Genomic DNA, 19,198 nt, shown 5'->3' on the forward strand with positions numbered 1-19,198 from the left:
CGATCTGCCAGGGCCTGCTGAGCTACCAGACTTCCGATTACGCCGGGCAGACGCCGCGTCTGCGCGCTCAGCACGTCCCGCTGCCGGCACCCGCGCCGCTGATACCCCCTGCTGCTCACCGCCTGTTTCACGGCTATGTGCGGAAGCTGGAGATCACTCCGCTGCACCAGAGCCCGGGTCGTGTGCGTCTGCACATGCCATGTACCGCCATGCACCTGGACGAGCGCGGGCAGCTGCACGCGGGCGCGCTGGCATCGATCGTGGATATCGCGGCCGTCACCGCCTCGTGGTCGCTGGTGCCGCGCCGAGAAGGCGCGCGCGGTTCGACCATCGGCATGCAGGTGAGTTATCCGAGCGGCGCCGCGGAGGCCGTGGTGGCCGACGCCCACGTCCAGCAACGGTCGGAGGAATTGCTCTTCAGTACGGTCCACGTCACCACTGCGGTCTCGGGGCAGCTCGTTGCCATGGGCCAGGTGAGCTATCGTCTCCTGGAGCCCTGGCCGGAGGGATCGAGTTCCTCGGGCAACGCGTGACCGACCTACGCCACCTCTGAGAAAACGTCGCTCAGCGCCCCGAGGGCGTTGAGCGCGCGCGGAAAGCCGCCGTAGGGCGCCGTCTGGATGACGGCTTCGATGACTTCCTGGCGGCTGAGCCCAACGCTCAGGGCCGATTGGCCGAACTTCTTGACCAGGCTCTCGAGGCCCAGGACCGTGAAGGACGCCACGGCGCACAACATGCGCTGGCGCCGCTCGAGCCCCGGCCGGAACCAGAGTTCACCGTAGCCGTACTGGATCGCCATCGGGTAGAGCGCCCCGGTGACTGCGTTGCCGGGAGCGGCGTAGCCCTGGCTGCCGCGCTCGCCGTGCAGCTCCTGGAGCAGGGCGCGCCCGCGCGCATCCAGCGTCTCCAGCGTGTCGGTCCGCGGGGGCTCGTCGGGAACGACGATGCCCCGGTCGGCGAACACCTCGTGGGCGACCGCGACGGCGGTTTCCGTGGTCGGGAAGCCGCCGTAGAGGCCGCATTGCACGAACACCTCCAGGATCGCGCGCGGCGCTAGCTCCGCGTCAACCGCCGCGGCGACATACTGGCGGAGCTGCGGCACGCGCTGCAGCAGACTCAGGGCAGCGAGGGTGCAGATCATGCGGTCGGCGAGGGCGAGTCCGGGTCGCGCCCAGATGCCTCCAAACACCGCCTCCGTCATCATCTGCCGGAAGCCTGGAGTCGATTCGCCGGCGGCGATCTCGGCCGGCGGGCGGCGGTCGCCATGCAGGCGGGCGCGCATCGTCTCGCCCTGTTGCCTCAGCGTCTCACGTGTCGTCATGCGTTCGTCTCCCTGCGATTACGGTTGCGAGGCGTAGGCCGCGCGGAATGCCGATGCGATCGCCTGTTGGCTTCTCCCGGCACGGGCAGCGTCGCCGATCACGACGACTTGCTGTCCCGGGTTGGCAGGCGCGCGATGCGTATCTCCGGTCGCTGATCGAGCGCTGTAATAGAACCAGTTGCGCACACGGACCGATGAGAATAACCAGCGCACGATCGTCGATTTCCCCAGGCCTGCATCGAGCAGCCATCGCACGATTGGGCCAAGTCCGTAGCGATAATCGGCGCCCGTAGCGATGACTACACGCTGGAAGTCGCGCAGAGCCTGCGGGGTTTTCAAGACATCGATCCCGTACTTGAACGTCACGCCTTTCTGCCTGCACGCCCGCTCCAGCTCGGCGATATAGGTATTCAACGATCCCTCATCGGCCTCCACTTCCTGAAACTTCGGCGCCTTGCCGGCGTAGCGAAATGCGCCTCCCGGAACCGATTCACGTTCGTACACGGTGACCTGATTGCCGTCGGCAACCAGCGACGCATACGAAAGCCCCGCCGGGCCGGCGCCAATCACGCATATGCGCTCGCCTGTGGGCAGGCGCGCTTCGGAAAATTCCAGCTCGCGCGCGGCCGTCGGATTGACCAGGCAGGAGAGTTGATCGCCGCCGCGCATCTCGTCGACACACGTGTTGCACGCGAGACAGCGCCTGACCGGCTCGTTGCGTTCAACCTTGTTCACCCAGTCCGGGTCGGCCAGCAGGCTGCGCCCCAGCGCGACGAAATCGGTCTTGCCGGAATCGACGGCGGCGATCGCAACCAGCGGGTTGCCCAGCCGCCCGACCGCGATCACCGGTACGGCGACTTCGGCTTTTACGCTAGCCGCATAATCGAGGAAGATGCCTTCCGGGGAAGTCATCGGCGGGGTCATCATGTGCGCGGAGGGCAGCGACCGGTAGTGCCCCGCGGTGACGTGGATCGCATCGGCGCCCGTGGCGGCCGCCCATTTCGCGACCTGCAGCCCTTCCGGAAACGTGAGCCCGGTCGGGGAAAAATCGTCGACGTTCAAGCGGAAGATGACAGGGAACTCCGGCAAGTCGGCTTTGATCCGTTGAAGGATGTCGAGGCTGATGCGCGCGCGGTTTTCGAGCGAGCCGCCGTACTCGTCGCTGCGCCGGTTTTCCTCCGGGCACAGGAATTGCGACAGCAGATAGCCGTGCGCCACGTGCAGTTCGACGCAATCGAAGCCGGCCGCACGTGCGCGCTTTGCCGCATCGATGAATGATCGCACTGTTTGAGCGATCCGCTCCCGCGTCATCTCGACGGGAATGATGGTCTTGCCGGTGACTTCGAAGACAAAATGCGGAATAGCCGATGGCGCGATCGGCGGTTCGCCGCAGATGTCTGCGCGCGTGTGGCCGCCGGCATGGCCGAGTTGTATCGACGCTTTCGCCCCGGCGGCGTGGATGGCATCGGTGAGGCGCTGCAATCCCGGCAGGAAGCGATCGTCGTAAATGCCGAGTTCCCTGGCGCGGTGCCGGCCGGCGCGCTCGGGCGAAGCCATTTCCACCGTAACCAGCCCGACACCACCGGCTGCGCGCGCGCGGAAATACGCGACGCTGGCGGCGGTGACGTAGCCATCGGCGTCCGCCAGGCGCGTGGTCATCGGCGGCATCACCACGCGATTGCGTATCTCGATGCCACCGATGCGTTTTGGGGTGAACAGGATACTCATGTTGCGCACGGCACGAGCCGGCTGCGATGGCGTGCGATCAATGCCGGGTCGACATGCGGCGGGCGAACCACGCACGCGGCACGATGGCAGGCTTCACGCGGCCTTGATGCCCACGTCGCGCGCGAGCTGGCGGCCGATGAGGTGGCCGATGATGTCGTTCGGGCTGGCACCCGGCGGAAACGGCACCACCAGGCGTATCGGGCGGGAAGGAAAGGCGCCACCGTCGGCGGATTGGGCCGCTGCCGGCGCCGGCAGCGCGAACAGCGGCAACAGGACCCATACGCGCCAAGAGCCTCCGGATACGCATCTCATCCCCGCCTCTCTTTTCCCGATCATTCGATCTTGGCGCCCGAGCGTTTCACCACATCCGCCCACTTCGCCGTTTCCGTCCTCACGCGTTCGGCGAATTGCTCCGGCGTGCCGCCAACCAGTTCGTAGCCGAATGAAGTATATTCTTCCTTAACAGCCCGTGGTGAAAGTCGGTGAGAGATCCATCGCCAGAAGTGTGGGTGGGAACGTACACTGGGGTCTATGGCAATGGGCAAACGCACGAGCGAGCAAACCCCGGTGTGGATTCCGACCACCGGCCTGCCGGTCTCGCCGGGTCATCCGTTCTCCACGCGGCTGAACGCCATCCTCGACGCGGCCGGCTTTGACCGGTTTGCCGAGGCGCAGTGTCAGGCGTTCTACGCGCCGGTGAGGGGGCGGCCCAGTCTGCCGCCGGGCCGGTACTTCCGGTTGCTGTTGCTCGGCTACTTCGAAGGGCTCGACTCGGAGCGCGGCATGGCCTGGCGCGCGGCGGATTCGCTGGCGGTGCGTAGCTTCGTGGGGCTCGGCCTCGACACCGCGGCCCCGGATCATTCCACGATCTCGCGCACGCGGCGGCTGATCGACGTGGAGACGCACCGAGCCGTGTTCACGTGGGTGCAGGAGCGCTTGGTCGCGGCCGGCCTGCTCAAGGGCCGGACGGTGGCGATCGACGCGACGACGCTGGAGGCCAACGCGGCGATGCGCAGCATCGGGCGGCGCGACACCGGCGAGAGCTACCAGGATTTCCTGACCCGGCTCGCCGCGGCGTCGGGCATCAAGACGCCCACCCGCGAGGCCTTGGCGCGCCTCGACCGGCGACGGAAGAAGCGGACCTCGAATACGGAGTGGCAGAGTCCCTCGGATCCGGACGCAAAGATCACGAAGATGAAGGATGGGCGGACGCACCTGGCCCACAAGGCGGAGCACGCCGTCGATCTGGACACCGGGGCGCTGGTCGCCGTCACGCTGCAGGGCGCTGACGTAGGGGACACCACGAGTCTGATCGAGACCGCGATCATGGCGGCGGAACAGGTGGAAGCGGCAGCGGCCCCGACGGCGCTGGCGGAGCTCGTCGCCGATCGGGGCTATCACAGTAATCAGACCCTGGTCGATCTGGGCGAGGTGGGGGTGCGCAGCTACATCGCCGAGCCCGATCGCGGACGTCGGTCCTGGACGAAGGTTCCTGAGGCCCAGGCCCCGGTCTATGGCAATCGACGGCGCCTCGGCGGCGCCCGCGGCCGACGGCTGATGCGCCGGCGCGGTGAGTACGTCGAGCGCTCGTTCGCGCATCTCTATGACACCGGCGGCATGCGGCGGACACACTTGCGTGGTCACGAGAACATCCTCAAACGGCTCCTCGTCCACGCCGGCGCGTTCAACCTCGGTCTGCTGATGCGGAAGGCGTTCGGCCGGGGCACGCCGCGCGGGCTGCAAGGACGGCAGTTCGACGCCGGCGCGCTTGAAATCACGCTCGGCACGCTCCTCGACGGCCTCTGGACGCTCCGGACACGTTTCCGGCGCCTCCTACAACCCTTACCGCCCGCCCTGCCCACCTACTGGACCGTCGTGCCCGCGTGCTGAGTTCCGCCACTTCCACCACGGGCTGCTAAGCGCCGGCGAGAGCGTAGATAACATAAAACCCGTTCTCAGTCATTGCCCGCCTTGCCCGAGGGTCTTCCCCCGGGGTCTGCTTGTCACAGCGGCTGTAGATCCGGTGTTCTCGCGAACCTGCTCCAGGGACGATTGACGTACGTAGATAACGGCGAGCTTGGCCAGATGCTCCGCGCGGATTTGCGGCGGTCGCTCAGTCGTCGAGGTCATGTCCTATGGCTCCCCGACGTTTCTTGATTGGCGATCGGGCGCCGGCGATCCCGAATTACACGGATCGCCCACAGAGCGAGCATCAGGTGGGCATTCTGTTCCGCGGACAGTACCAGTCGTCCTACAGGAATCAGCGGACTGCACGGCGGCTGGTTCTGATGTGCCACCTTGTCGTGTGTGTTCATGAAGGCTTCTGAGGACGTCGAGAATTTGGACCAGGGAGAGGGCAGTCAGCCGCGACCATGAGGGTGCCGCAACCTGTCTGATGTCTTTCTGCCGCCTGGGCGGCGCTAATGACTCTCGCGGATTTGACTCACGCCAGAAGGCCAGTAAGTCCGCCGAGTTGGGTATGAGCGTAGTCCGCGAGGCTCATTAGATGCATTACTCATTAGATGCATTACTTAGATGCACTACGTAATTAGGTTGATTGATCCATTGGAGTTAGCGACCCGGGGCAGTAGTATTTGCGGCGGTTTAGCTCGCTTGGCTCAACCGGACGCGATTTCCGGAACGGAGGATGAGTCACGGAGGATGAGTCGATGAGTCCCAGATACAAGCTCGGAACAGCTGTCGTGGTGCTCGCGGCGTTCGCGACCGTCGTCTGCGAGCACAGGGTGGCCCAAACGGCGCCGCTCAAGACCGTGCGGATGGGCATCGGTGTCGATATGAGCTACGCCAGCTACGTTGTCCTCGCTCAGAAGCGGTTCGGAGAGAAGTACGGACTCAAGGTCGAGTACCGCCAGTTCGACACCGGCGTTGGTGGCGTACTGGAAACTCCCACGTCTGGTTGAAGTCATCCGGCAAGGAGAGCGTCCATGAAACGAGCGGCCATTCCGTTCCGCGGCATCATCCCGCCCATGGTGACCCCGTTCCGCGCCGACGAGGAGCTGGACGAGGAGGGGTTCCGGCGCGAGGTCGCGTTCCACCTCGGGGCCGGCGTCCACGGCCTGAGCATCGGCGGCAGCACGGGTGAAGGCGCGATGATGCGGGACGATGAGCTCAAGCGCGCGTGGACCGTCGCGAAGCAGGAGATCAAGGGGCGCGTCCCCCTGATCGCCGGCATCATCCGCGACTCGACGCGCGACGCGGTGGCGTGCGGCCTGGTCGCGCGGGAGGTCGGGGTCGACGCCCTCATGGTCACGCCGGTCCACTACTTCAAGCCGACCGACGATGGAATGTACGAGTTCTACGCCACGCTCGCCCGCCGCACAGGGCTGCCGATCATCATCTACAACGTGGTGCCGATCAACCCGGTGTCGCCCGAGCTGCTCTGCCGGCTGGTGGAGATCGAGGAAGTCGCCGGCATCAAGCAGAGCGGCGGCGACATCCACGCGCTCGCGGAGATGGTGCGCCTCGTCGGCCAGGAAGCGGTGGTGATGAGCGCCATCGACGACCTGCTGCTCGCGAGCTTCGTGATCGGTGCCCACGGCGCGCTGGCGGGAACGTGTGCGCTCCTCCCCCGCCACTGCGTCGAGCTGTACGACGCGGTCGCGAAGGGTGACCTGGACGGGGCGCGGCGGCTGCACGAGCTGATGCTGCCACTGGTGCGCGAGACGATCTTCGGCGTGCGCAACTACCCTGCTGGCGTCAAGGAGGCCATCAACATGATGGGCCGCCCCGTCGGCCGCACCCGCAGCCCGCTGACGGCGCCGACGGCGCCCGAGAAGGAGCGCCTGCGGGTGATCCTGAAGGCCGCAAACCTCGTCTGATCCCGTGCGAAGGCCGGATCACGGCGGTTCCCGAACGAACGCTCGGACCGAATTGGGGGGGGCTCGACGCATGAGAAGAGATCGAGGGGCGAGGCGGTGGTCGATCGCGGCCGTGCTCCTGGCCGCCATCGCGCTGGTCGCGGCGGCCGCGACGTCGCCGTCGGCGCAGGAGCAGAAGAAGCTCGCGGTAGGCGTCGTCGCGAACACGAGCGACTACAAGTGGATCTCTCAGCTCCTGAAGCAGTACGAGAAGCAGGCCGGCGTGACCATCGAGGAGTCGCAGTTCCAGTCGGCCGACTACATCGCGAAGTACACGATGGCGTTCGAGGCGAAGAAGCCGCGGTTCGACGTCGTGATGGTCTGGGACTTCTTCCTCCCGCAGATGGTGGCGGGGAAGTACCTCATGCCACTGGACGGGAGCGAGAACCCGAAGATCCGGCTCGCCGACGCCGACCGTCAGGACTTCTTCCCGCAGAGCCTGAAGGGCGTGACGCTCGACGGGCACCTGTATGGGATCCCTGAGAGCCTGGACGCGGGGCTCTTCTACTACCGCAAGGACGTGTATGCCCAGGCCGGCCTGACGCGGCCGCCACGAACGTGGGACGAGCTGGTCGAGTACTCGCAGAAGCTGACCAAGGGCAATCAGTGGGGTTACAGCTTCATCGCGCGCTCGGGATACACCGGCGTCGTGACGTTCTTCGAGTTGCTCCACCAGGCCGGCGGCACGTTCCTGGACGACAAGGGCCTGCCCGCGTTCAACAGCCCGGCGGGCGTGAAAGCCCTCCAGTTCATGGTGGACCTGCGCAACAAGTACAAGGTCGTCCCGCCCGGGGTGAACACCTACGCGAACCCGGAGGTGCACACCGGCTTCCTCAACGGCACCTTCGTTCAAGCCCGGCACTGGCCGTATCTCTTCGGCATGGCGGAGTACGCGGAGCGGTGGGGCATCAAGTCGATGGTCAAGGGGCAGACGGGCATCGCGCGGCTCCCGTACCTCGTCAAGGACCTGAGCAGCTTCAACAACTGGGTGTACGCGATCCCCAGGACCGCCAATAACCCCGAGGCCGGCTGGGAACTGATCAAGTTCCTCACGAGCCGCGAGAGCTGCAACTTCGAGATCCTCTTCGGACTGGACCTGCCCGCGAGGAAATCGGCGTACAAGAACCCTGACATCGAGCGGAGGCTGCCCGGATCGAAGGAGTTCTTCGACCTGATGTACGGCGTCATGGAGACCGCCGTGCCCTACGTGGTCCCGGAGGGCGCGCCGGTCATGGACGCGGTGGGGCGCGAGATGGACCGGGCCCTGCTCGGAAGCGTGAGCGCGAAGGAGGCGCTCGACGCCGCGGCCGCGAAGACGCGGGAGCTCCTCAAGCGGTAAGCGAGGCGCCGAGCCTTGAGGCTCAACGCTAGCCGGGGGGTCGCCTCCGCGGGAAGCCCTCGCGGCCTGGCGCGGGCGACCTTCGGGAGGAGGCTGGCGCGTCGACAGACGACGCTCGCCTACGCGCTTGTCGCGCCCAGCCTCCTGCTGCTGCTCGCCGTGATGGTGTACCCGACGATCTACACGCTCGTCCTGAGCCTCCACACGCGGATCCTCTCGCGGCCGGCGCTGGGCATGCCGTTCGTGGGGCTCGGCAACTACGTCCGCGCCGTCCGCGACCCGCTCTTCAGGGACGTGCTCTCCCAGACCGTCTCCTTCGTCGCCGTGTCGGTGGGGATCGAGCTCGTGCTGGGCCTCGGGCTCGCGCTGCTCCTCCAGCAGGAGTTCCGCTGTCGCAACCTCGTGCGCGGCCTGGTCCTGCTGCCCTGGATGCTGTCGCCGGTAGTCGCCGCCTTCTCGTGGGCCTGGCTGCTGAACGACGCGTACGGGCTGGTCAACTACCTCCTCCGTCAGGCACACCTCATCGCCGGGCCCGTCGCATGGCTCGGCACCGAGGGGCTGGCGATGACGAGCATCGTCCTGGTCGACGTGTGGCGCGAGGTGCCGTTCGTGGGCGTCGTCCTCCTGGCCGGGCTCCAGAGCATCCCCGTCGAGGTGCACGAGGCGGCCCGGATCGACGGCGCCTCGCGGCTGCGCGCGTTCCTGCACGTGACGCTGCCGCTGCTCAAGCCGTCGATCATGATCGCGCTGCTCATGCGCACGATGGTGGCCGTCCGCGTGTTCGAGCTGCCGTTCATCATGACGCGCGGCGGCCCCGGCAGCTCGACCGAGATGCTCGCGACCTACACGTACAAGGAGGCGTTCCAGAACTTCAACATGGGGTACGCGTCGGGCCTCGCCGTGGTGATCCTGCTGGTCTCGCTGGTCATCAGCCTGCTCTACATCCGGCTGATGTACTCTGAGAGCGCGCTTCGATGAGGCGGCGCCGCTGGCTCCCGCGGGTGGCGCTCTACGTGGCGGTGGTCGGCGTCTGCCTCGTCGCGCTCCTGCCGATCGTGTGGACGTTCCTGACGTCGTTCCAGACGCAGGAAGAGGTGTACCGGTACCCGCCGACGATCTTCCCGTCGAGCTTCCACTACCAGAATTACGTCGAGATCTTCGGCACATCCCAGTACCGGACCTTCGCGCTGAACAGCATCGTCGTGACGGTCACCTCCACAACGATCACCATGATCCTGGCGTGCCTGGCGGCCTACGCGTTCTCGACGGTCCGGTTTCGCGGCAACTTCTCGCTCATGTTGTTCGTCCTCGTGACCCGGATGGTCCCCGGCGTGGCGATCGTCGTGCCCCTCTACATTCTGACGCAGCGCCTCGAGATCTACGACACGCGCGGGAACCTGATCCTCCTGTACGTCGTCACCACCCTGCCGCTGGCGATCTGGCTGCTGAAGACGTCGTTCGACGCGGTGCCCCAGTCCCTGCTGGACGCGGCCCGCATCGACGGGTGCTCGGAGATCCGGACCCTCGCGAGCATCTTCCTCCCGGTCGCCGTGCCGGGGCTCGTCACGACATTCATCATCACCTTCCTCTCGAACTGGAATGAGTTTGTCCTGGCGCAGATCTTCACGGCGACCGCGGCCTCGAAGACGCTCCAGGTCGCCGTGGCCGCGCTGACGGGCGCCGAGTACGGCATCCACTGGGGCAACCTCACCGCGCTCGGCATGGCGATCGTCGTGCCCACGCTCCTGCTCGCCATCGGGATCCAGCGGTACGTCGTCTCGGGACTGATCAGCGGCTCGATGAAGTGAGCCGTCACGGCGACGAGGTAGTCCCTTCACCACACCAGAAGCCGACAAGCACCGCGATCTACGCCGGCCAAGGCCAGTCCGCGCAGCACCGGGGACGAGAGAGCGTGAGCGTAGATACTGATCAGTGCATCAAATAGTGCGTAGTATGTTATCCGTCCCAGTATGGGCAAGAAGATCGATGCCAGGACACTGGAACTGTCGGCGTTGCAGCTGCTGCGTCGACAGGTGGTGCAGGCGGTCCGTGGCGGGATGACGCAGACCGGGGCAGCACGCACGTTCGGCGCGAGCCTGCGGGCGGTGAGCACGTGGATGCGGCTTGATCGGGACGGCGGGCTGCGGGCGCTCAAGCTCAAGCGCCGGGGACGGCGCCCGGGCGGCGGGCGGCTGAACGCCACGCAGGCCGCGCGCATTCGCGCGCTGATCATTGACAAGATGCCCGATCAGTTGAAGCTGCCGTTCTACCTGTGGACACGGGAAGCCGTAGCTCGCCTGATTGACCGGGAGTACGGCATCCCGGTGTCGCCGACGACGGTGGGGCGCTACCTTCAGGCGTGGGGCATGAGTGCGCAGAAGCCGGTGCGGCGCGCCTACGAAAGGAACGATGCCGCCATTGCGACGTGGCTGTCGCGGGAATACCCGGCGATCGCCCAACAGGCCAAGCGGGGAAAGGCGGCCATTTATTGGGGCGACGAGATGGGATTGCGCAGCGACCACGTGACGGGTACCAGCTATGCCCCGGTGGGACACACCCCGGTCGTGCGGGCCACCGGGCAACGCTGTGGCTGCAACATGATTTCGGCGATCACCAATCGTGGTGCATTGGCGTTCATGGTGTTCGAGGGCAAGTTCCGCAATCCGGTGTTTATCGAGTTCATGCGGCGCATGCTCAGGCAGGTCACGGGCAGGATCTGCCTGATCGTCGATGGACACCCGGTGCATCGGTCGGCAGCCGCGAGGACGTTTGTCGCCGAACATGTCACACGCTTGCGTCTGATCCGGTTGCCGGGCTACTGCCCGGAGCTGAACCCGGACGAGTTGCTCAATCAGGACGTCAAGACCAACGCCCTGGGCAAGAGCCGACCGACCAACAAGGCGGAGATGATGGCCGGTGTGCGTAGTCATCTCCACCGCCGACAGAAGCAGCCGCATGTGATCCGCAATCTGTTTCAGGAAAAGCATGTCCGCTATGCCGCCTGATCAAGATCGCGCACTATTTGCCGGCCTCCTCAGTAACATAAAACCCATTCTCAGTCATGGCCTGCCTAGCCCGAGGGTGTTCTCCCGGGGTCTGCCTTGTCAGAGCGCGGATAAAGCCCCCTCCCACCTCGCGCCGATCCTGCCAGAGCGGGGATCAGAGGTCAAATCGGGGTCTTGAATCACAGGGTGGGAGTCCTCCACGGGACCATCAGACACCGGCAGAGCGGACGTCCGCGGCTGCCCGGACCCCCGGCACCGCCTAGACGCTCACGCCGGGAAGTGCCGGCTGCTCGGCTCCTGCCGCAGTCAGGGGCAACGGGGGCCGGGGATCCTCCCGCGCACCGGGCAGCCCGAGATGGGCAAGGATCCGCTGAATCACGGCCGGGTCGTCGATCGTGGCGATCCGCTGCATCCGCCCGGCGCAGCGCGGACAGCGCAGGACGTCCAGGTCGAAGGCCTGGCGCATCAGCAGAGCCCACGTCCAGTAGCGTGGCCTGGGTGCGCCAGGAGAACGGCACCAGGCGCTCAAACGCACAACGCTCGCAGCGCACCCGCGCAAAGCCGTGGGCCAGCACCCCGCAGGTCAGGAACTCGCGAAACTCCCGCGCGATGAACTCGGGCAGGCCGGCCCCTTCGGCCCGGTCGGCGGCGGCGCGCAGGAAGTCATCCAAGTGATCCCGGATGACCCCGTGGAGCACGCTCGCCTCCGCGTGGCGCGGCTGGTAGCTTCGCCGGGCACAGCCCATGCTCCTGCGTAACGCCGGGGAGAGGAGCGCGCCAATGCCCAGAAAGCAATACAGCACAGAGAGGCCGAAGACTGCGGGGAGTAGGCTGGTCCATGGCCCGGCTACCACCGTCTGGTCAAACCCATCCCGGGCTGATATCCTGCCGCCCGTGACGCAGGCCTCGGACATCGCGATCATCGGTGGCGGCATCGTCGGCCTCGCCACCGCGCTCGCCCTGACGGACCGCTACCCGCGCACGCGCGTCGTCGTACTCGACAAGGAGCCGAAGCTGGCCGCGCACCAGACGGGGCACAACAGCGGCGTCATTCACTCGGGCATCTACTACAAGCCGGGCTCGCTCAAGGCGCGGCTCTGCGTCGAGGGCGCCCGGCTCATGAAGGCCTTCTGCACCGAGCACGGCATCCACTGGGAGCCCTGCGGCAAGCTGATCGTCGCGACGGATCCCGGCGAGCTCGGCAGGCTCCAGAGCATCCACGAGCGCGGCGAGGCCAACGGGCTCAGCGGGCTCAAGGTGCTGGAGGGGCCTGAGATCAAGGGGTACGAGCCCCACTGCCGGGCCGTGCGCGCGCTTCTCGTGCCGCAGACCGGCATCGTGGACTATGTCCAGGTCGCCGGGAAGATGGGCGAGCTGCTGAAGACCCGAGGCGTCGAGATCATGACGGGCGCGGGCGTCACGGCCATCCGGCGCACGGGGCAGGGGCTCGTGCTCGACACGGCGCGGGGCGGGGTCGAGAGCCACTTCCTCGTCAACTGCGCGGGGCTCTACTCCGACGAGGTCGCGCGGCTCATGGGCATCCGCCCCGAGGTGCGCATCATCCCGTTCCGCGGCGAGTACTACATGCTCCGCCCCGAGCGCCGCTCGCTGGTGAAGAACCTGATCTACCCGGTGCCCGATCCGGAGTTCCCGTTCCTGGGTGTCCACTTCACGCGCAGCGTCCACGGCGACGTCGAGGCGGGACCCAATGCCGTGCTGGCCTTCGCCCGCGAGGGCTACACGCTGGGCACGGTGCGGCCGGGCGAGACGCTGGGCATGCTGGGCTACGCGGGCTTCTGGCACATGGCGCGGCGCTACTGGAAGATGGGCGCCTACGAGCTCTACCGCTCGGCGAGCAAGGCGGCCTTCGTGCGCTCCCTCCAGAAGCTGGTGCCGGACATCAGGGAGGGGGACATCGAGCGGGGCGGGGCGGGTGTGCGCGCCCAGGCGGTGAGCCCGGACGGGTCCTTGGTGGACGATTTCCGGATAAGCGTGACCGAGGGGGCCGTGCACGTGGTCAACGCGCCCTCGCCGGCGGCCACGGCGTCGCTCGCCATCGGCCGCCACATCGCCGCCCTCGCGGCCGACACGTTCCGGTTGAGTAAGTAACCCTCTCCCCTCAGGGGAGAGGGTAGGGTGAGGGGTGGTTTTTACTTGCTCTTCTCTCCCTTTCCGCCCTCGGCCTCCCGCGCCCGGTTCTCGGCGTCGCGCGCTCGCTCTTCCGCGGCCAGCATGCGCCCCGAGAGGTCCTTGATGATCGCCATGGCCAGGGCGGGGTTGGTCCGCACCATGGCCTCGAGCCGGTTGGCAGGAATGATCAGGAGCGTGACAGCCTCGGCCGCGATGGCGGCCGCCGAGCGCGGGGCATTGCGGAAGAGGGCCAGCTCGCCCAGGAGTTCGCCCTTGCCCAGCACGCGGAGCAGCTTCTCTTCGCCGCCGAGGTTCTTCCTGACCTCGACCTTGCCCTCGTGGACCAGGAAGGCCTCGCTCTTGGCGTCGTCGCCTTCCTTGAAGATGACGTCGCCCGCTTTGAACGTTCGGCTGGGAACCTCTCCACTGGGACGGCTCATGCGTTTCCCTCTTGGTATAGAATAACCAGCAGTACGCCTATGATACGCCGATTCGCCTTCTCGCTATCCCTGGGCCTCCTGATCGGGGCGGGCGGGGCGCTCCCCGCCCACGCAGAGCAGGGGCTCTCCGTCCAGGAAACCGTCCTGCGCGCCAAGCCCGCCACCGTCCTCATCATCTCGGAGGTCTCCGCGGAAGTAACCCTCAACTGTGGCGGCGGTTCCCAGACCGTCAAGCCCACGGCCTTCCGCGAGACCGGCACGGGATGGTTCATCGACCCGACGGGCTGGGTCATCACCAACGGCCACGTCGTCCAGCCCGCCCACGAGACGCCCCGCTGGCTCGTCAACCAGCTGGCGCAGCGCGCCGTCACCACGGCGTGCCTCGCCCCGGCGCTCACGGCCGCGGGGCTCCAGGGCGGCGACAAGCCGGATGCCGAGGACGCCGTCAAGCGGCGCGTGCTCGACAAGGTCCTGCCGACCGTCAAGGTCACGATCACCCCGCAGGTTTCCGTCACGCTGTCGAGCGGGACGCGGCTCAAGGCCGAAGTCAAGAAGTACAGCCCCCCGGCGAGCACCGAGCCCGGCGCCCCGTCCGCACGCGACCTGGCCCTCCTCAGGCTGCCCGAGGGCAACTACCCCGTGCTGCCCCTGGCCGACTCGACGACAGTCCAGATCGGCGATCCGATCCGCATCCTGGGCTTCCCGGGCGTGGTCCTCTCGCACGAGCTCCTGAACCAGTCCGCCAGCGTGGACGCCTCGGTGACCACCGGCGCCGTCTCGGGATTGAAGCAGGACAAGGCCAACCATCCGTTCATCCAGACCGACGCGTCGGCGGCCTGGGGCAATTCGGGCGGGCCCGCCATCAACGCCAAGGCCGAGCTGCTCGGCGTCCTCACCTTCGTGTCGCTCGCGCCCGGAGCCGAGGGCAGCATCGTCCAGGGCTTCAACTTCGCCATTCCGGCCCAGACGGTGAAGAACTTCGTCGCCGACCAGCCTGTCAAGCTCAACCAGCCGGGCAAGTTCAATCAGGTGTGGTTCGCCGGGCTCCACGACTTCTTCACCGAGGACTGGAAGGGCGCCAAGCGGAAGTTCGAGGACGCGGACAAGGTCCAGCCCGGGCTCGTGGACGTGAAGCGCATGCTCAGCGAGGCGGCTGAGAAGGTGAAGAACCCGCCGCCCAAGCCCTTCCCGTGGTTCTGGGTCACCATCGGCGTGACCCTGCTCTCCGCCGGCGGCTACGGCGCGCAGGTCGGCCTTCGCTGGCAGAAGAACCGCTACCGTGTGGGCCCGTCCGAGGTCATCAAGCTCCTCGAGACGGGCAAGCAGCCCATCATCCTGGACACGCGCCAGCAGCAGGCGTACGACGCTAATCCCATCAAGATCTTCGGCTCGATCAGGCTCTCCCCCGAGGACCTCACGAACGGCGTCGCGGCCAGCCTCGAGCTCGACACGACGCGCCCGGTGGTCGCCTACTGTACCTGACCGGACGAGCACACGAGCGCCAGTGTGGCGCGCGACCTGAGGAAGCTGGGGTTCAAGGATGTCAAGATCCTGAAGGGCGGACTCGGGGCATGGACCAATGCCGGGCTGCCCATCGAGACCCGCACAGATATCTCGGCAGTGGGTCAGGAGATGTACAAGGCCCTCCTCGGCGGCAGCTAGCCCGCGTCAGTCCTCGAAGCGCGACCGAAGCTCGGGCGGCGTGACGGGGCAGGCCTCGGCGGGCCTGCGGAAGAGGCGGTGGCGCGCGCGAGCGACGCCGTTGTAGCCCGCGTCACTTATCCCCCGGGGCACGAGTTCGAGCATGCTGCCCAGAAGCCGCCACGGTCCGCCGATTCGCTCCAGGATGTGGATCACGGCCGCGCTCCGCGCGAGGAGCGTGCCGTCGGCGGTGAGGACGACGATGCTGTCCGGCAGCCCCCTCCGCAGCGCCTCGGGCACGAGGCGGCGGAAGGCCTCGCCGCCGAGCGCGGCGAAGCGGAAGTGCCTACCGTCGCGGTCGTGCGCGATCGCGAAGCGGACGGTCCGGTGGCAGAGCCCGCACCCGCCGTCGTAGAAGACCATGGAGCGGCGGGCCGCGCTCATCCCAGCTGGACCCGTTCGCCCAGCGCCCGCAGGGCCGCGCGCGCCTCGCGCACCAGGGTCTCCACGACCTCCGCGGCGCCCGGCAGGTCGTGGACCATGCCGACGCTCTGCCCCGCGTGCATGGGAAAGTACTCGCGGTTCTGCTGTTGGGTCGCGGCGGCATAGATGTCCTGCGCCGCGCTCGACTGGAGGAGAGCCGGCAGGACAGGCGCGTCCGAGGCCGCGTACCCGTCGGTGAACGCGCTCCTGAGCGTGCGGGCGTAGAGCCCCGTGAAGGCGTCGGTCACCGTGGTCGCGTCGCTGCCCTGCTCGAGGAGCGCTTTTTTCCAGAACCCGGTGGCCGCCGAGTCACGCGTCGCCACGAACCGGGTCCCGAGCAGCGCGCCGACCGCACCCAGCGCGAGCGCCGCGACGATGCCGCGGCCGTCGGCGATGCCGCCCGCGGCGATGACCGGCAGGTCCACGGCGTCGACGATCTGGGGAATGAGCGCCATGGCGCCCACCTGGGCCGCCTCGCGCGAGGCGGGCTTGACCCAGGTCGAGCGGTGCCCGCCCGCCTCGCTGCCCTGCGCGACGACGGCGTCCACGCCCGAGGCCGCCACCGCGCGGGCGTCGTCCACCGTCGCCACCATGGCGATGACCTTGACGCCCCGTTCGCGGCAGCGGGCGACCATCTCGCGCCCCGGGTTGCCGAGCCCGATGCTCCACACCGGCACCCGCTCCTCGAGGATGACCTCGAAGGCCTCGTCGATCACGTCGGGCACGGGGGCCGGACGCGCCGTCGTAGCCGGGATGCCGAGCTGGGCGCGGAAGGTGTTGAGCGTCCCCTGGACGCGGCGGACCGATTCTTCGGGCAGGGCGGCCGGATCGACCGGGGGACGGATCTGCGTATGAAGCCAGAGGTTGACGCCGAAGGGGCGGTCCGTCAGCTCGCGCACGCGCCGTATGCCCTTGCGGAGCTCCGCGGCGGAGAGCCTGAGCCCCGCCAGGATCCCGAGACCTCCTGCGCGCGAGACCTCGGCGACAAGCTCCGGGCCGGCGACGCTCCCCATGCCGGACTGGAGGATCGGGTACTCGATGTTGAGGAGATCGCAGAGCGAGGTCCGCAGCCGGTCCATGACGTGTCCTCCTTCAGAATCCGAGCGCGGCGCCGTCGGCGCGCGGGTCCGAGCCGCCGGCGAGGCCGCCATCCGAGTCGAGCCATATGCACTGCGCGTGACCGAAGAGGTCGTCCCACTCGCCGCCCATCTTGATGTCGTGGCCGCGGGCCGCGAGATCGCGGGCCAGATCGGCGCCGTACCTGCCCTCGAGATTGAGGAAGCGCGAGGGCGCTCCCCACGTCCGCCCGTAGAGCCAGCGCGGCACCTCCACGCACTCCTGGGGGCCGAGCCCCCGGTCGAGGCGGCGCGTGAGCAGCGCGGCCTGGGTCTGGGGCTGCCCGTCGCCTCCCATGGTCCCGTAGGCGAAGCGCGGCCTGCCGTCTTCCAGGTACATGGACGGGATGAGCGTGTGCATCGTGCGCTTGCCGGGGGCGAGCGCGTTGGCGTGCGTCGGATCGAGTGAGAAGAACGAGCCGCGATTCTGAAGGACCACGCCCGTGTCGCCCGCGACGAGGCCCGAGCCCCAGGTGAAGTAGAGCGACTGGATGAGCGAGACCGCATTGCCTTGCGCGTCGGCCGCAACGATGGCGATGGTGTCGCCACCCGCGGCCCGGGCCGGCGCCACCGGCATGGCGCGCTTCATATCGATGCGCGCGCGGAGGCTTCGGATCCTGTCGGGCGCGAGCAGATCCTTCGGACTCTTCTCCATCGACGCCGGATCGGTCAGATAGCGGTCGCGGTCCTCGAAGGCGAGCTTGGTCGCCTCGACCAGGAGATGGACGTAGTCCGCCTCGCCGAGCGCGCTCACGTCGAAGCCGTCGGCAAGTCCTAAGATCATGAGCGCCGACATGCCCTGGGCGGGCGGCGGGAAGCTCGCGGCCTCTCCCTTCCGGTAAGCCACGCGGAGCGGCTCCATCCAGTCGCTCGTGTGCTCCGCGAAGTCCTCGAGGGCCAGCGGGCTGCCCGCCGCGGCGGCCGCCGCCACGATGCGCTTGGCGATGTCGCCGCCGTAGAACGCGTCAGGCCCGCCGTCGCGCACCGCCTCGAGGGTGAGCGCGAGGTCCCGCTGGACGAGCGGGCCCCGGCTCAGTGCGTCGGGGTGATAGAGCGGCCAGAGATCACGCTTGATCTCCGCGATCGCCGTGGGGCCGAAGAGATCGGGCTCGCGCGGCGCCGGCACCCGCTGGCCGTCGGAGGCGGAAAAGCCCCCGCGCGCATAAGCGATGGCGTCGGCCAGGAGGTCCTTCCACTGGAGCGCCGAGCCCATGCTCCGCGAGCTGTACTGGTGCGCCTGCCACCAGCCGTCCACCACGCCCGGCACCGTCAGCGCGGCCGGCCCGCCGCGGGCCGGGATGGCCTCACGGATCCCGCGCGCCGCGTACCACTCGATCGAGGCGGCGCGCGCCGAGCGCCCGGCACCGCAGAGGGCGGTGAACCGCGACGAGGTCGCGTCGTAGATCAGCCAGAAGTTGTCGCCGCCCACGCCGTTCATGTGCGGGTAGACGACGGCGATCGTCGCCGCGGCGGCGATGGCGGCGTCGAGCGCATTGCCGCCCCCGCGAAGGGCCGCCACGCCCGAGGCGGAGGCCAGCGCGTGGGGCGATGCGACCATGCCGCGGAGGGCGCGCGCCTGCGGCCAGCGGGTGGGGGTCATGCGGGAAGTCTACTACGCCCCCTCACCCCGGCCCTCTCCCCAGAGGGGAGAGGGGGCAGAGAGCAGAAACCCTCTCCCCCGTCGCGGGGGAGAGGGTCAGGATGAGGGGGGCCTGGTGATGGTCAGGCCGCTTATGAGCAGCCGGTCGTCGTCCCGCAGGTGATGCACTTGAGACACGTGCCGTTGCGCACCATGGTGAACTGGCCGCAGTCGCCGCACGGATCGCCCTCGTAGCCCTTGAGGCGCGCGATCTCGGCGGCCGAGAGCGCCTTGGCCTGCGCCAGCCCGCCGCTGCCGCCGCTGACAGGGCTCGCGGCGCGCGCGGTGACGGGCGGGCCCGCGGGCGGCTCGAAGGCCGGCGCGGGCGGCTCGACGCGCGGAATGCCGCGCTGGCCGGCCGTATCTGGGACGATCTTGGGGCCGATCTTGGCGCCGAGCGTGTCGCCGCGGAGGTCCTCCTCGGCGACATGGGAGAGATCGGTGCGGCCGAGGTAGGTGATGGCCAGCTCGCGGAAGAC

General features: G+C 68.0%; 20 protein-coding genes. 11 read left to right on the forward strand and 9 right to left on the reverse strand.

Translation table 11 applies throughout. The features are described from left to right. Window positions 1-533 (forward strand): PaaI family thioesterase (locus Q7W02_25650; protein MDO8479516.1); only part of this gene is annotated, 533 nt, incomplete at its 5' end. A 5-nt stretch (window positions 534-538) separates the two neighbouring features. Here Q7W02_25650 and Q7W02_25655 read toward each other — a convergent pair. The 3 genes from Q7W02_25655 to Q7W02_25665 all read right to left on the reverse strand — a co-directional run bounded on the left by Q7W02_25655 (window position 539) and on the right by Q7W02_25665 (window position 3,319). Then, on the reverse strand, window positions 539-1,321 hold the full coding sequence (locus Q7W02_25655; protein MDO8479517.1) for a carboxymuconolactone decarboxylase family protein: 783 nt from the start codon (window positions 1,319-1,321) through the stop codon (window positions 539-541). Between the two features lie 18 nt (window positions 1,322-1,339). Beyond that, window positions 1,340-3,049 (reverse strand): NAD(P)-binding protein, encoded by a 1,710-nt coding sequence (locus tag Q7W02_25660; protein ID MDO8479518.1) that lies wholly within the window; start codon window positions 3,047-3,049, stop codon window positions 1,340-1,342. Between the two features lie 93 nt (window positions 3,050-3,142). Beyond that, complete coding sequence (locus Q7W02_25665; protein MDO8479519.1) at window positions 3,143-3,319, reverse strand: hypothetical protein; 177 nt, start codon at window positions 3,317-3,319, stop codon at window positions 3,143-3,145. A gap of 261 nt (window positions 3,320-3,580) precedes the next feature. Here Q7W02_25665 and Q7W02_25670 point away from each other — a divergent pair, with 261 nt between their 5' ends. The 7 genes from Q7W02_25670 (at window position 3,581) to Q7W02_25700 (ending at window position 11,271) form a co-directional block, all read left to right on the forward strand. Continuing rightward, window positions 3,581-4,939: a transposase gene (locus Q7W02_25670; protein ID MDO8479520.1), complete on the forward strand. Its 1,359-nt coding sequence runs from the start codon at window positions 3,581-3,583 to the stop codon at window positions 4,937-4,939. 779 nt (window positions 4,940-5,718) lie between these two features. Then, window positions 5,719-5,970, forward strand: coding sequence for a hypothetical protein (locus Q7W02_25675; protein ID MDO8479521.1), 252 nt, complete (start codon window positions 5,719-5,721; stop codon window positions 5,968-5,970). A gap of 24 nt (window positions 5,971-5,994) precedes the next feature. Next, window positions 5,995-6,888, forward strand: a complete 894-nt coding sequence (locus tag Q7W02_25680) for a dihydrodipicolinate synthase family protein (GenBank protein ID MDO8479522.1) — start codon at window positions 5,995-5,997, stop codon at window positions 6,886-6,888. A gap of 70 nt (window positions 6,889-6,958) precedes the next feature. Further along, window positions 6,959-8,266 (forward strand): extracellular solute-binding protein, encoded by a 1,308-nt coding sequence (locus Q7W02_25685; GenBank protein ID MDO8479523.1) that lies wholly within the window; start codon window positions 6,959-6,961, stop codon window positions 8,264-8,266. A gap of 15 nt (window positions 8,267-8,281) precedes the next feature. Further along, window positions 8,282-9,244: a sugar ABC transporter permease gene (locus Q7W02_25690; protein ID MDO8479524.1), complete on the forward strand. Its 963-nt coding sequence runs from the start codon at window positions 8,282-8,284 to the stop codon at window positions 9,242-9,244. After that, entirely contained in the window at window positions 9,241-10,074 is an 834-nt protein-coding gene (locus tag Q7W02_25695; protein ID MDO8479525.1) for a carbohydrate ABC transporter permease, read from the forward strand. Before Q7W02_25690 ends, Q7W02_25695 begins: the two co-directional genes overlap by 4 nt. A gap of 162 nt (window positions 10,075-10,236) precedes the next feature. After that, window positions 10,237-11,271, forward strand: coding sequence for an IS630 family transposase (locus Q7W02_25700; protein MDO8479526.1), 1,035 nt, complete (start codon window positions 10,237-10,239; stop codon window positions 11,269-11,271). Between the two features lie 259 nt (window positions 11,272-11,530). On the opposite strand, the gene Q7W02_25705 is transcribed toward Q7W02_25700, so the two are convergent. After that, entirely contained in the window at window positions 11,531-11,737 is a 207-nt protein-coding gene (locus tag Q7W02_25705) for a hypothetical protein (protein ID MDO8479527.1), read from the reverse strand. Window positions 11,738-12,165: 428 nt separating this feature from the next. On the opposite strand from Q7W02_25705, the gene lhgO reads away from it, so the two are divergent. Then, on the forward strand, window positions 12,166-13,380 hold the full coding sequence (lhgO, locus tag Q7W02_25710; protein ID MDO8479528.1) for an L-2-hydroxyglutarate oxidase: 1,215 nt from the start codon (window positions 12,166-12,168) through the stop codon (window positions 13,378-13,380). Between the two features lie 41 nt (window positions 13,381-13,421). On the opposite strand, the gene Q7W02_25715 is transcribed toward lhgO, so the two are convergent. Beyond that, on the reverse strand, window positions 13,422-13,841 hold the full coding sequence (locus Q7W02_25715; GenBank protein ID MDO8479529.1) for a cyclic nucleotide-binding domain-containing protein: 420 nt from the start codon (window positions 13,839-13,841) through the stop codon (window positions 13,422-13,424). A gap of 39 nt (window positions 13,842-13,880) precedes the next feature. On the opposite strand from Q7W02_25715, the gene Q7W02_25720 reads away from it, so the two are divergent. Together Q7W02_25720 and Q7W02_25725 are read left to right on the forward strand one after the other, a co-directional pair. Beyond that, window positions 13,881-15,323 carry a trypsin-like peptidase domain-containing protein gene (locus Q7W02_25720; protein ID MDO8479530.1) on the forward strand — a complete coding sequence of 481 codons (1,443 nt, stop codon included), beginning with the start codon at window positions 13,881-13,883 and terminating at the stop codon, window positions 15,321-15,323. Window positions 15,324-15,347: 24 nt separating this feature from the next. Then, a complete protein-coding gene (locus tag Q7W02_25725) occupies window positions 15,348-15,503 on the forward strand; it encodes a hypothetical protein (GenBank protein MDO8479531.1) in 156 nt (51 codons plus the stop codon). A gap of 6 nt (window positions 15,504-15,509) precedes the next feature. Here the strand turns inward: Q7W02_25725 and Q7W02_25730 are convergent, their stop codons facing one another. The 4 genes from Q7W02_25730 to Q7W02_25745 all read right to left on the reverse strand — a co-directional run. Next, a complete protein-coding gene (locus Q7W02_25730) occupies window positions 15,510-15,926 on the reverse strand; it encodes a DCC1-like thiol-disulfide oxidoreductase family protein (GenBank protein MDO8479532.1) in 417 nt (138 codons plus the stop codon). Further along, window positions 15,923-17,044 (reverse strand): nitronate monooxygenase, encoded by a 1,122-nt coding sequence (locus Q7W02_25735; protein ID MDO8479533.1) that lies wholly within the window; start codon window positions 17,042-17,044, stop codon window positions 15,923-15,925. The genes Q7W02_25730 and Q7W02_25735 overlap by 4 nt, the downstream gene beginning before the upstream one ends. A 13-nt stretch (window positions 17,045-17,057) precedes the next feature. Further along, window positions 17,058-18,680 carry a gamma-glutamyltransferase family protein gene (locus tag Q7W02_25740; protein MDO8479534.1) on the reverse strand — a complete coding sequence of 541 codons (1,623 nt, stop codon included), beginning with the start codon at window positions 18,678-18,680 and terminating at the stop codon, window positions 17,058-17,060. Between the two features lie 131 nt (window positions 18,681-18,811). After that, window positions 18,812-19,198: vitamin B12-dependent ribonucleotide reductase (locus tag Q7W02_25745; protein MDO8479535.1), on the reverse strand; the 387-nt coding region annotated here is incomplete at its 5' end.

Source organism: Candidatus Rokuibacteriota bacterium (assembly GCA_030647435.1).
In the GTDB taxonomy this organism is placed as follows: Bacteria; Methylomirabilota; Methylomirabilia; order Rokubacteriales; family CSP1-6; genus AR37.